This window comes from Paenarthrobacter sp. NPDC090522 (assembly GCF_044769225.1).
Taxonomy (GTDB): domain Bacteria; phylum Actinomycetota; class Actinomycetes; order Actinomycetales; family Micrococcaceae; genus Arthrobacter.
In genome coordinates this window covers 90,209-102,918 of the sequence record NZ_JBIVXL010000001.1, presented here as the reverse complement: position 1 = coordinate 102,918, position 12,710 = coordinate 90,209, and the positions used below count along the sequence as shown (strand labels likewise).

The following is a 12,710-nucleotide window of genomic DNA, read 5'->3' as shown; positions in this document are numbered from 1 at the left end:
GACGACGATTCATCCACGGAGAAACGGACACAGGCATCGCTGGATCCGCGGAACCGTTCTCCTCGACCACGGCGGCGAGGAAATCCGGCTCAGACGTTGGCGATATGCCTGACCGCGTCGAGGTAAGGCATGTTGATGGCCGCGTCCGCCACGGCCCGTACGGCCGGCTTCGCGTTAAAGGCCACGCCGATCCCAGCGGCCCCCAGCATGTCGAGGTCATTGGCACCGTCGCCGACGGCGATGGTGTGCTCAAGGTCGATGCCTTCGGCCGCAGCCCACTCCCGCAGGTACTTTTCCTTTGCGGCGCGGTCAATGACAGCGCCCAGCACCTTGCCCGTCAGCGCGCCGTCGACGATTTCAAGCTCGTTGGCAATCCAGTAATCGAGGCCGAGTTCCCCGGCAAGCGGACCAAGAATCTGGTTGAAACCGCCGGAAACAACAGCCACCACATGGCCGGCCGCCTTGAACGCGGCAACGAGCTCTGCCGCGCCCAGGCTGAGGCGCACCTCGGCACGCACGGAATTCACGACGTCGACCGGCAAGCCTGCCAGTACTGCGACGCGGGCGTGAAGGCTTTGGGCAAAGTCGAGTTCGCCGCGCATCGCCGCTTCGGTGACGGCTGCGACTTCCTCCCGCTTGCCGGCGTAGGCAGCAAGCAGTTCAATGACTTCCTGCTGGATGAGCGTGGAGTCGACGTCCATGATGAGCAGCTTCCGCGACGCCTTCCGGAGGCTTTCGGGTACCAGCGCCGTATCCATGCCTGGAGCATCCACCCCGGCAACGGTGCGGCGCAACGCAGCCACGTCTTCTGCCGTGGCTGCGGCGACGTTGAGTTCAGCGGTATGCACTGCGTAACGCCCGTCACCGGACTGTGATTCTGCTGACACTGTGACGCCGGCGCCCGTGAGCGCCTTGCGCACGCCATCAAGGGATTCGGGGGACAAAGTCATGCCATAGCTGACCGCAGCCAAGTTCGAAGTCATGCCCTCAATCCTAGCGAGGCGGCTATATGTACCCGAATTGGTTTCGCCTGATAAACAAGGACAAGTGCCGGTTATCAGTCATGTTCATTTTTGTCCTAGTGTCTACTGCTATGAGTGATGTTCTGGAATTGGCTTCCGTCAGCGTTGTCCGAGGCAAAAAAACCCTGCTGGACAAAGTGGACTGGCAGGTCAACGAGGGCGAACGCTGGGTCATCCTGGGACCCAACGGCGCGGGCAAGACCACGCTTCTGCAGATTGCTGCCGCACGTCTGCATCCCAGCAGCGGCAAGGCCGGCATCCTCGACGAAACCCTGGGCCGTGTCGATGTCTTCGAACTCCGCCCCAGGATCGGCCTCTCTTCGGCTGCCCTTGCCACCCAGATCCCCGAGCACGAGAACGTGCTTAACGTCGTTGTCACCGCGGCCTACGGTGTCACGGGCCGCTGGCGCGAAGGCTACGAGCGCGACGACGAACGCCGCGCCTTTGGTCTCTTGAACGACTGGGGGATGGGGCCGCTGCTGAACAGGACATTCGCCACGCTGTCCGAGGGAGAGCGCAAGCGCGTCCAGATCGCCAGGGCACTCATGACCGACCCCGAACTCCTGCTCCTCGACGAGCCCGCGGCCGGGCTGGACCTTGGCGGACGCGAGGAACTGGTCCACAAGCTGGGCGAACTTGCCCAGGACGAAGCCTCCCCGGCAATGGTCCTCGTGACGCACCACCTTGAGGAAGTGCCGCCGGGCTTCACCCATGCCATGTTGCTGCGCGAAGGCGAAGTGGTGGCCGCGGGGCCCATCAACGACGTCCTGACCAATGAACACCTCAGCAGCACCTTCGGCCTTGAGCTGGACGTCACCGAAAACGCTGGCCGCTACACGGCCACTGCCCGCCGCTAGGCCGGAAACGCATATTCACTATGGAAATTCTTAGCAGCATCCTGGTCTTTTTCGCTGGCCTCTGGGCGGGCACCATCAACGCCGTCGTTGGATCCGGCACCCTGGTCACCTTCCCGGTACTTATCGCACTCGGTGTGGTTCCCGTGGTGGCCTCCATGAGCAATGCCATGGGCCTCGTCGCAGGCACCGCAGCCGGCGCCTGGGGCTACCGGCGCGAGCTGAAGGGCCGGGGCAGGCAGCTGATGAAGTTGATGCCGGCCTCCCTCCTTGGCGGCATTACCGGCGCCTGGCTCCTCCTTCATTTGCCGGAGAAAGTCTTTGGCTATGTCGCACCGGTGCTGCTGGTTGCGGCCTTGCTGATGGTGCTGTTCCAGCCGAAGCTGCAGGGCTGGATAAAAAACCGCGAGCAGAACCCGGAGCACGCCCTCAAGGACAAGAGCCACGGCATCCTCCTGGTGGTCCTCATCTACCTCGCCGGCGTTTACGGCGGCTACTTCGTTGCAGCCCAGGGAATCCTCCTGGTAGGCATCCTTGGCGTGTTCATGTCCGGCACCATGCAAAACGCCAATGCCATGAAGAACATCCTGACGCTCACGGTCAACATGGTGGCGGCCATCTCCTACCTGATCTTCGCCTTCGACCGGATCGACTGGCTGGTGGTCCTCCTCATTGCCGTGAGCTCCACCATTGGCGGCCTGGTTGGCTCGAAGGTGGGCCGCAAACTCTCGCCGAAGGTCCTCCGCAGCGTTATTTTCACCCTCGGCATTGTGGCCCTCGGTTTCATGATCGCCAATCTCCTGAAGTAAACGCATCATGACCTTCCACTATCTCGAAGCTGCGGACGACCCCCGCGTCTCCGACTACACGACGCTGACAGATGTCCATCTGCGCAAGCTGCGTGAGCCGGAAGAGGGAATGTACATCGCAGAGTCGTCCCGCGTGCTTCGCCGTGCACTGGCTGCCGGGCACCAGCCACGGTCCTTCTTCCTGGCGGAGAAGTGGATCGAGGACCTCGCGGACGTCTTCGAGGCGTACCCCGAAGTTCCGGTCTTCATTGGCAAAGCCTCCCTGTTGGAAGAGATCACCGGCTTCCACCTGCACCGAGGCGCGATGGCTGCCATGCACCGGCCGGCCCCGGTAGCCCTGCCGGAACTGCTCGCGGGCGCCCAGCGCGTGGCGGTGCTCGAGGACATCGTGGACCACACGAATGTGGGTGCCATCTTCCGCTCCGCGGCGGCCCTCGGCGTGGATGCAGTGCTTGTCTCGCCGCGCTGCGGTGACCCGCTGTACCGGCGCAGCGTCCGCGTCAGCATGGGGACCGTATTTCAAGTTCCTTGGGCCCGGTTGGAAAACTGGCCCGGGGATCTGGCGCTGCTGCAGGAGCAAGGCTTTACTGTCGCGGCCATGGAACTAACGGATGACGCCCTGGACCTTGACGAACTGGCAGCCCGGGAGATCCCCAAACTTGCGCTGGTGCTCGGCACCGAAGGAGCCGGCATGAGCGCCGGGACGCTCGCCGCCGTCGACCTTGCAGTGAAGATTCCCATGCGAGCCGGCGTCGACTCCCTCAACGTCGCCGCTGCCTCGGCGGTGGCTTTCTGGGAGCTGCGTCCCCGCGATTGACGCGGGGCCGCCCACTGGTTCGTGCAGATGGCAAGCATCAGGTAGGATTGTTTGTTGGTCCGGACGTTGAAATGAGTTATGGCATCTACGGACCACCTCCATTCATACCTGGCAGCTGGCAAAATCCAGCTGCGCGAACAAAGGTCCAATTATGAAGTCTGATATTCACCCGAAGTACGAAGCTGTTGTCTTCAACGACCTGGCTTCCGGCGTCAAGTTCCTGACCAAGTCCACCGTGTCTTCCTCGAAGACCATCGAGTGGGAAGACGGCAACACCTACCCGGTCATCGACGTCGAAATCTCCTCGGAGTCCCACCCGTTCTACACGGGCAAGCAGCGCATCATGGACTCCGCTGGCCGCGTCGAGCGCTTCAATGCTCGCTTCAAGGGCTTCGGCGGCAAGAAGTAACCCACTTCACCCCAAGTCTTCTCGAGGGCCCGCATCACCGGTTTCCGGCGATGCGGGCTTTTGCGTTTTCCGGCAAGATGGAAACCATGACTTCCCTCCCCGCACAGGAAATGAACGACGACGGCACGCACCTTCACGGGGAGTACAAAGTTCCCGGCGGGAAGCTGGTGGTGGTTGATCTGGACGTCGTCGAGGGCCGGTTTGCGAATGTCTCCGTGAGCGGAGACTTCTTCCTTGAACCCGACGAAGCACTCCTGGACATCAACACGGCCCTCACCGGGCTCCCCGCTGAATCTTCGGCTGCGGAGATCGCGTCCGCCGTCAACACGCGGCTTCCGGAGGGGGCAGTGCTGTTTGGCTTCTCGGCGGAGGCCGTGTCCGTCACCGTCCGGAGGGCCTTGTCCAAGGCCACGGGATGGGCGGACCACCATTGGGACGTCATCCCTCCGTCAGTCCTTCCGACACCTGTCAACGTGGCCCTCGACGAAGTCCTGACCGAGGAGGTGGGCGCTGGACTCCGGAATCCAACCCTGCGTTTTTGGGACTGGGCGGAACCCTCGGTGGTGATCGGGAGCTTCCAGTCCGTCCGCAACGAGGTGGATCCGGAGGGTGTCGCGAGGCACGGGGTGACAGTGGTCCGCCGCATCAGCGGGGGAGGGGCCATGTTCATGGAGGCGGGCAACTGCATCACCTACTCCCTCTACCTGCCGCAGACCCTGGTTGACGGGATCAGCTTCGCCGACTCCTACGCCTTCCTTGACTCCTGGGTCATGGCCGCCCTGGAGAAGCTCGGCATCAGTGCTTTCTATGTGCCACTCAATGACATCGCCACGGACCAAGGCAAGATCGGTGGCGCGGCCCAGAAGCGGCTGGCGAACGGCGGCATGCTGCACCACGTGACCATGAGCTATGACATCGATGCGGACAAGATGGTGGACGTCCTGCGGATCGGCAAGGAGAAGCTCTCCGACAAGGGAACCCGCAGTGCGAAGAAACGGGTGGACCCCTTGAGGAGGCAAACAGGCCTCGCCCGGGCGGCCATTATCGACGCCATGCAGGAGGTCTTCACGGAGCGCTACGGCGCCGTCGTGTCGCGCCTGACGGATGACGAGTTGGCCGAAGCCAGGAAACGGGTGGACACCAAGTTCGGCACCGCCGAATGGCTCAACCGCGTTCCCTGACCCCGGCTGCCTCTTCTGCAAGGGCGGATGTCAGCCTGCTGCCTGCGCTGTCAGGGCGCGCAGCAGGTGGCTGCGCTGCTCGATGATGATCCGGCGCAGGGCGCGGGGCGCGTCTGCGTGCTCCTGCAACCACTGGTCGGTCCGTAGCACCACGGGGTGGGCGACGGGGTCGGTCCCCTCCGGGAGGTCCTGGGAAGCGGGGAACAGGCCCCGGACAATCCGGCCGGCGATCTCGATGGAACGCTCTGCCCACACCGTCTCAAGGGCCTGGAAGTACGGTTCGATATAGGGGTCGAGCAGCGCGGTGGGCGCCACCATGAAGCCGTTGATGGTGGCCGACAGGATTTCGTTGGAGAGCTCCGAGCCAAGAACGGCGGCTTTCCAGGCGGACGCCTTGACAGCATCGTCCGGCCGGGCCGCCATGGCCAGCGCGTGTCCTTCATGGCCCGAAGCCGTTCGGTCACCCGCCAGCTCTGCGTCCAATTGCTCCTGGGAAGCCTGCCCATGCGCCGCCAGCGCCTGCCAGAGGCTCCACCGAAGCTCCGCATCCACCGTCAGGCCATCGATCACCACGCCGCCCTCCAACAGGCCCATCACCAGCGGAAGTTCCCGGTCCGAATGCCGTGACACATCTGCCAGGGTGCGCGCCCAAGCCAGTTGCTGGTCCGAGCCAGGCAGTGCAGCGCGAAGTTGGCGCGCTGCCACGGACAGGAACCCGGACCTGACCTTGTCCCGCTGGGGAGCCGGTACGTACCGCCCGGCAGCAAAGGATGCATTGGCCAGCACGTTGAGGAGCACGCCGATGCCGGTTTCCGCAGGAGCGAACTGTTCTACGGCGGACACGTACTGCGCCGATGGCGTCACGCCGTCCCGCGCAGCGTCCCATAGGGCTGTCCAGCACAACGCGCGCGCCATGGGGTCCTGGATGCGGTGCAGGGACGTACGGACGGTCTGCTCTGAAACCGTGTCCAGCCTGACCTTGGCATAGCTGAGATCGTCATCATTGACCAGGAGCAGGGCCGGGCGGGATTTTCCGGAAAGCCCGTCCACCAAGGTCCGCGGGCCGGCCACATCCACCTCAATGCTGTCCACGCGGACCAAAGCGCCGTCCTGGTCCGGGTCGTACAGCCCGATCCGCATCCGGTGGGGACGCAATTCCTGGTCTCCGGTCAGCGGGTCCACCGCATCCTGCGTCAGTATCACGGCCCCAAGGATGCCGTTGTCCTCGACGATCTCGGCACCGATCGTGGAGATGCCGGATGTCTGAAGCCATTGGCGGGCCCACACGGCAAGGTCCCGCCCGGACGCCTCGCTGAGTGCGCGCAGGAGGTCGTGGAGGGAGGTGTTGCCATATTCGTGGTTGCGGAAGTACTGCCTGGATCCGGCAATGAAGGCGTCGAATCCAACGTAGGCAACCAATTGCTTGAGCACCGAGGCGCCCTTGGCATAGGTGATGCCGTCGAAATTCTGTTTGGCCGCCTCCAGGTCGGGGATGTCGGCAACGATCGGGTGCGTGGTGGGCAGTTGGTCCTGGACATAGGCCCAGGCCTTGCGCTTGCTCGCGAAGTTCACCCACGCGGTGTCCCAGTCCGTGGCCCGGTCTACGCCCAACGTGCCCATGTAGTCGGCGAAAGACTCCTTCAACCACAAATCGTCCCACCAGGTCATGGTCACCAAGTCGCCAAACCACATGTGGGCCATCTCGTGCATGAGCGTGTTGGCACGTGCCTGGTACTGGGCGTCCGTTGCCCGTGACGAGTAGACGTACTTTTCGGTGAACGTCACCAGCCCGGGGTTCTCCATGGCTCCAAGGTTGTACTCGGGAACGAAGGCTTGGTCGTACTTCCCCCACGGGTACGGGTAATCGAAGAGTTCATTGAAGAACGCGAGGCCCTTCTTGGTGAGTTTGAAGAGCTCACCGGCATCAAAGGACCCAGCCAAGGACGCGCGGCAGTAAAGGGCCAGCGGAACATCAAGGCGGGTTCCGCCGTCGAGCGTTGCTCCCCAGTGGTCCGTCGCCTTGAAGTACGGGCCAGCCAAAACGGTGGTGATGTAGGTGGACATCCGGGCCGTTGTGGCGAAGTCCCACAGGGCCGCGGACGGATCGTCGCGCAGTGGCGTCCGCGCCACCTCAACACCGTTGGAGGCAACTTCCCATCCGGTGGGCGCGATCACGTGGAAGGTGAATTCGGCTTTCAAGTCAGGCTGTTCGAAGTTGGCGAAGACGCGCCTGCTGTCCGCCGGTTCGTACTGCGTGTAGAGGTAGCACTTGCCGTCCGCGGGATCCACGAAGCGGTGCATGCCCTCGCCGGAACGGCTGTAGAGGGCCGTCGCGGAGACCGTAACCACGTTTTCTGCCGCAAGGCTTTCGAGGATGATCCGGTCCTGGTCTACTGCCAGGGCGACGTCCAAGGCGCGGCCGTTAAGGACGACGGACTCAACGGTGCCGCCGATGAAATCAAGGAAAGTGGCCGAGCCGGGCTCGGCGGAAAAGGCGATGGTGCTGGTGCTCGGGTATCCGGTGACTGCGGGATCTGCCGCGTTGCGGACATCGAGGGTGACGTCGTAGGAATGGGTGGTGATCAGGGCTGAGCGGGTAGCGGCTTCTTCGCGCGACAAATTGTGATTCGACACACAGCCATCTAATCATGAGGCAGGTGGCGGCCTGACGCGGGAGGCCTGCGAAACCGCGACACAATCAGCGCGAAATGCGCTCGACCCAAAAAGGTGATTGTCTATTTCCCATGTCTGACCTCTTCCAGGATTACTCAGAGGCCGCCGCGCGCAGCGGCGCCTATGACGAAATGTTTGCCAACGGCCACGTCGCCAGAAAATCCTACGGTCAGGTTGCCGGCGCCCTGCAGGAGCTTTCCCTGGCGGATGTCACCGCCCGGGCCGACTCCATGGCCCGCAGCTTCCTCGACCGTGGCGTCACCTTCGACTATGCGGGCGAGGAGCGGCCGTTCCCGCTGGACATTGTTCCCAGGGTCATCCCGGCTGACGAATGGGATGTGCTGGAACGCGGTGTGGCCCAGCGCGTCAAGGCCCTCGAAGCCTTCCTCAACGACGTCTACGGGCGCATGGCGGTGGTGGCGGACGGCGTGATCCCGCGCCAACTGGTGACCACCAGTGCGCACTTCCACCGCGCCGTGCATGGCTTCGAACCGTCCGGCGGTGTCCGCGTCCACGTTTCGGGCATCGATGTGGTCCGTGATGCGGCGGGCACGTTCCGGGTCCTTGAGGACAACGTCCGCGTCCCGTCGGGCGTCAGTTATGTCCTGGAAAACCGCCAGGCGATGGCCAAGGGCCTTCCCGAGGCGTTCGGCCAGCAGCATATCCGTCCCGTGGAGGAGTACCCCCGCAGGCTTCTCTCGGCTCTTCGCAAGACAGCTCCGGCGGGCGTGGACGACCCCACAGTGGTGGTCCTGACGCCCGGGGTCTTCAACAGCGCCTACTTTGAGCACACACTCCTTGCGGGCCTCATGGGCGTGGAACTGGTGGAAGGCCGCGACCTCATCTGCCGCGGCAACCGCGTCTATATGCGGACCACCGCCGGCGAGCAGCGCGTGGACGTCATCTACAAGAGGATCGATGACGACTTCCTTGATCCGTTGCAGTTCCGTTCCGACTCCATGCTGGGTTGTCCCGGATTGGTCAATGCAGCGCGGGCCGGCGGCGTGACGATCGCCAACGCCGTGGGCAACGGCGTCGCAGACGACAAGCTCGTGTACAGTTACGTCCCTGACCTGATCCGCTACTACCTTCACGAAGAGCCGATCATTGCCAACGTCGACACTTTCCGGCTTGAGGAAAAGGAAGCCAGGGAGCATGTTTTGGACCGGCTCGAAGAGTTGGTGGTCAAGCCCGTGGACGGTTCCGGCGGAAAGGGCCTGGTCATTGGCCCCGATGCTTCCAAGGACGAGCTCGATGCTTTGCGCAAGCGCGTGATCGCCGATCCCCGCGGCTGGATCGCGCAGCCTGTGCTGCAGTTGTCCACTGTTCCGACGTTGTCCGGAGACAAGTTCGGCCCCCGGCACGTGGACTTGCGTCCGTTCGCAGTGAACGACGGCGACGACGTCTGGGTCCTGCCCGGCGGACTCACCCGTGTGGCGCTCAAGGAGGGGTCGCTGATTGTGAATTCCAGCCAGGGCGGCGGATCCAAGGACACTTGGGTGCTGGCCAATTCGCCGCAGATGCCGTCCGAATTCATTCCACGGCAATCGGTGACCGTTCGCGAACAGGTGTCCGTGTGGCCGGTGGAAAGTAACTGGCGGGACCGGCAGACGGAACAACAGCAGTGAGCGCCGTTTCGCTCCTCCACACCTTTGAACTTCGACAAGCACCACGCGAAGGAGGCACAGCCGCATGCTGAGCCGTATTGCCGAGTCACTCTTCTGGATCGGCCGCTATGTTGAGCGCGCCGATGGCACCGCCCGCATCCTGGACGTCCACTTGGAACGCCTCAACCACTTGCCCCTCGAGGAACAGCGCACTGTGGCCAGGGACCTGTTGGCCGTGATGGGAGCCAAGCCCCAAAACGAGGACTTCGGCCTGCCCGAACTCCTGCATGCCCTGGCCTACGACAAGCAAAGTGCGTCCTCGATCGCCGGTTCCCTCGGGGCCGCCCGCGAAAACGCACGCCGTGCGCGCGAGACCGTGTCCCAGTCGCTCTGGGAGAGCCTCAACACCACCTACTACGGCCTTAACCAGCACCGCAAGGACGTGGTGGGCACCTACCGGTTCTGCAACTGGGTTCTGGAACGGACCGCCATGGTCCGCGGCCTCGCAGACACTACGGTGAGCCACGACGAAAGCTGGCTGTTCATGGTGCTTGGCCGCTCCCTGGAACGGGCAGACATGACCGCACGCATGCTCTCCACCCGCGACGTCCAGTCGGCCGGAATGTCCTGGGTCAACATGCTGCGGTGCGCCGGTGCGTACGAGTCGTTCATCCGGACCCGCAGGGCCGCTTTCGGTGACCAGCATGCCGCCGAGTTCCTGCTCCTGGACCGGCTCTTCCCACGGTCCATCGTCTACGCACTGCGCGATGCCGACGAGTCCTTGGCCAAACTGGATCCCTCGGCCCAGCGCGTTGGCTTCATCAACGATGCCCGCAGGATCGTGGGCCAAGCCCGCACCTTCCTTGAGTTCCACCGGACCGATGACCTGATGTCCGAGCTTCCCGAGCACATGGAACGTGTGCAGAAGGCCGTGACGCAGGCCTCGGACGCGATTTCCCGTAAGTACTTCAATCAGGCTGATGAGCACGCCTGGGTGGGAGAAGTTTCATGACCCGGTTGAGCATCGTCCACAAGACCGCCTACAAATACAACCGCCGTGTGACCCTCAGCTACAACGAGGCCCGCATGACGCCGTTGACGGACGGCCAGCAAGTGGTCCTTGAGTCCTCGCTGAAGGTGAGCCCCAGCCAGGCCTCGGTGAGTACCTACCGCGACTATTGGGGTACCCGCGTTACCGCCTTCGACATGCAGATGCCGCACGAGAACCTTGAGGTTCTGGCGACTGCCACTGTGGAGGTCCACCGCACTGAACGGGTGGCGACAGACGACGATATTGTTGGCTGGGACGTCATCCGTTCCGCGAAGATCCAGGACGAATTCAGCGACTGGTTGCCGCAGTCACGGCTCAGCGGTCCGGGGGAGGAAGTCCTCAGCCTGGTTCCCGGCGTCGTCGAGGGCAAGAACCCGCATGAGGCGGCACTTGCAGTCTTCTCCTGGATGGCCGGTGAGATGACGTACATGAAGGGCACCACGGGAGTCACCACCAACGCCGAGCAGGCCTGGACCCAGCGTCAGGGTGTTTGCCAGGACCTCGCACACCTGGCCATCGGCTCGCTGCGCAGTTGCGGCATCCCGGCGCGGTACGTCTCCGGCTACATCCACCCGAGGTCCTCGGCGGACATCGGCGAAACCGTGGCGGGCCAGTCCCACGCATGGCTGGAGTGGTGGGATGGCGAATGGCGCAGCTGGGACCCCACCAACCACAAGCCGGCGGGGGACTACCACGTGACAGTTGCCAAGGGGCGCGACTACCGGGATGTGCCGCCGCTGAAGGGAATCCTTTCGGGCGGCGGCGGCTCCGGTTTGTCGGTGTCGGTGGAGATTACCCGCCTGGCGTAGTGCTCACCAGGGCGAGGACTTGTAATCCTTGAGGAAGACGCCGTACTGGTCCTCGCCCTGCTCGCCCATCACGATCGGATCGTAAACCCGGGCGGCGCCGTCCACCAGGTCCAAGGGAGCATGGAAGCCTTCCTCCATGAGCCGGATCTTGGTGTAGTGCGGCCGCTCGTCGGTGATCCATCCGGTATCGACGGCGGTCATCAGGATACCGTCGGCGTCCAGCATTTCCTGGGCACTGGTCCGCGTCATCATGTTCAAGGCTGCCTTGGCCATGTTGGTATGCGGATGGCCCGGCCCCTTGTAGGCGCGGGAGAACTGCCCCTCCATGGCGGACACATTCACGATGTACTTCCGCCGTGCCGTGGAGCGCTTCATCGCGCCGCGAAGACGGCTGACCAGCAGGAACGGTGCCGTGACATTGCACAGTTGGACCTCCAGCATCTCGAGCGGATCCACCTCATCCACCACTTGCGTCCAGCTGTTGATCGTGGCGAGGTCCGGAACCAAGCCACCGGCATCGATCGCCGTTCCGGATTCGATCCGTTCCAGGGAAGCGGACCCCGTGGACAGCGCCAACGAGGTAATGGCGTCGCCGGCGAGGACCGGGTGCTCGGTCACGCTGCTCGCCAGGGCCAGGGGGTGCTTGTCGTGGGCGTGGCCGAAGGTGACCAACTCGGGCCCACCGTTGGCCGTTTCGAGAGCGGCGGGCAACGGCTCGTCCTCCGCGTCCACCAATGGCTTGTAGGCATTGCCTGACCTGCGCACCGTCTGAGCCGCGTTGTTGATGATGATGTCCAACGGACCGGCCTTGTTGAGCGAATCCGTCAGTGCCATGACCTGTGCCGGATCGCGGAGGTCAATTCCCACGATCTTCAGGCGGTGCAGCCATTCGGAACTGTCCTCCATGGCCGCGAAACGGCGCGCGGCATCCTTGGGGAAGCGCGTGGTGATGGTGGTGTGGGCGCCGTCACGGAGCAGTCGCAGGGCGATATACATGCCGATCTTGGCCCGCCCGCCGGTCAACAGCGCCCTGCGCCCGGTGAGGTCCGTGCGCGCATCCCGCTTGCTGTGGCTGAATGCGGCGCACTCCGGGCACAACTGGTGGTAAAAGGCATCAACCTGGGTGTAGTGCTGTTTGCAGATATAGCAGGGCCGGGACCGGATGAGGTGACCGGCTACCTCACCGGTTGCCGAGGGGGCCAGCTTGTTGCCCCGGGTTTCGTCGTCAATGCGGTCCGGGGCCGCTGTGGCGGTAAGGGCGATCACCGCGCGGTCCGCTTCCGCGATCAGGTCCCGCTTGGTCACCCGCCGGTGACGCTTGACCGCCTTGAACATCTTGCCAGTCGCACGACGGACGGCAATATAGTCCGGATGCTCTTCGTCGTAGGCATGGATGGTGGTTAAAACCTTGAGGCAGGCCTGGATCTCCTCAGGCGTCAGGTCGGTGGAGCTCATTGACCTGATTTTACAGCCTTGGG

General features: G+C 63.6%; 11 protein-coding genes. 8 read left to right on the top strand and 3 right to left on the bottom strand.

Annotated features, from left to right (window positions below; genetic code table 11):
- Positions 1 to 89 precede the first annotated feature (89 nt).
- A complete protein-coding gene (serB, locus tag ACIQT2_RS00460) occupies positions 90 to 983 on the bottom strand; it encodes a phosphoserine phosphatase SerB (protein WP_400332372.1) in 894 nt (297 codons plus the stop codon).
- A 110-nt stretch (positions 984 to 1,093) separates the two neighbouring features.
- On the opposite strand from serB, the gene ACIQT2_RS00455 reads away from it, so the two are divergent.
- The 5 genes from ACIQT2_RS00455 to ACIQT2_RS00435 all read left to right on the top strand — a co-directional run bounded on the left by ACIQT2_RS00455 (position 1,094) and on the right by ACIQT2_RS00435 (position 5,092).
- Positions 1,094 to 1,879, top strand: coding sequence for an ABC transporter ATP-binding protein (locus tag ACIQT2_RS00455; protein WP_400332375.1), 786 nt, complete (start codon positions 1,094 to 1,096; stop codon positions 1,877 to 1,879).
- 20 nt (positions 1,880 to 1,899) lie between these two features.
- Positions 1,900 to 2,685, top strand: a complete 786-nt coding sequence (locus tag ACIQT2_RS00450) for a sulfite exporter TauE/SafE family protein (protein WP_397321812.1) — start codon at positions 1,900 to 1,902, stop codon at positions 2,683 to 2,685.
- Between the two features lie 7 nt (positions 2,686 to 2,692).
- Entirely contained in the window at positions 2,693 to 3,502 is an 810-nt protein-coding gene (locus ACIQT2_RS00445; protein WP_402942507.1) for a TrmH family RNA methyltransferase, read from the top strand.
- A gap of 151 nt (positions 3,503 to 3,653) precedes the next feature.
- Positions 3,654 to 3,911, top strand: coding sequence for a type B 50S ribosomal protein L31 (locus ACIQT2_RS00440; protein WP_009358283.1), 258 nt, complete (start codon positions 3,654 to 3,656; stop codon positions 3,909 to 3,911).
- Positions 3,912 to 3,997: 86 nt separating this feature from the next.
- Positions 3,998 to 5,092 carry a biotin/lipoate A/B protein ligase family protein gene (locus tag ACIQT2_RS00435; protein WP_402942503.1) on the top strand — a complete coding sequence of 365 codons (1,095 nt, stop codon included), beginning with the start codon at positions 3,998 to 4,000 and terminating at the stop codon, positions 5,090 to 5,092.
- Positions 5,093 to 5,122: 30 nt separating this feature from the next.
- Here the strand turns inward: ACIQT2_RS00435 and pepN are convergent, their stop codons facing one another.
- Positions 5,123 to 7,726, bottom strand: coding sequence for an aminopeptidase N (pepN, locus tag ACIQT2_RS00430; RefSeq protein ID WP_402942500.1), 2,604 nt, complete (start codon positions 7,724 to 7,726; stop codon positions 5,123 to 5,125).
- A 110-nt stretch (positions 7,727 to 7,836) separates the two neighbouring features.
- On the opposite strand from pepN, the gene ACIQT2_RS00425 reads away from it, so the two are divergent.
- From ACIQT2_RS00425 to ACIQT2_RS00415, 3 genes are all read left to right on the top strand, one after another.
- A complete protein-coding gene (locus ACIQT2_RS00425) occupies positions 7,837 to 9,393 on the top strand; it encodes a circularly permuted type 2 ATP-grasp protein (protein ID WP_402942497.1) in 1,557 nt (518 codons plus the stop codon).
- A gap of 64 nt (positions 9,394 to 9,457) precedes the next feature.
- A complete protein-coding gene (locus ACIQT2_RS00420) occupies positions 9,458 to 10,384 on the top strand; it encodes an alpha-E domain-containing protein (RefSeq protein WP_400332391.1) in 927 nt (308 codons plus the stop codon).
- Positions 10,381 to 11,232 (top strand): transglutaminase N-terminal domain-containing protein, encoded by an 852-nt coding sequence (locus tag ACIQT2_RS00415; RefSeq protein ID WP_402942495.1) that lies wholly within the window; start codon positions 10,381 to 10,383, stop codon positions 11,230 to 11,232. The genes ACIQT2_RS00420 and ACIQT2_RS00415 overlap by 4 nt, the downstream gene beginning before the upstream one ends.
- A 3-nt stretch (positions 11,233 to 11,235) precedes the next feature.
- On the opposite strand, the gene ACIQT2_RS00410 is transcribed toward ACIQT2_RS00415, so the two are convergent.
- Positions 11,236 to 12,687 carry an SDR family NAD(P)-dependent oxidoreductase gene (locus ACIQT2_RS00410; protein ID WP_402942492.1) on the bottom strand — a complete coding sequence of 484 codons (1,452 nt, stop codon included), beginning with the start codon at positions 12,685 to 12,687 and terminating at the stop codon, positions 11,236 to 11,238.
- Positions 12,688 to 12,710: the final 23 nt, after the last annotated feature.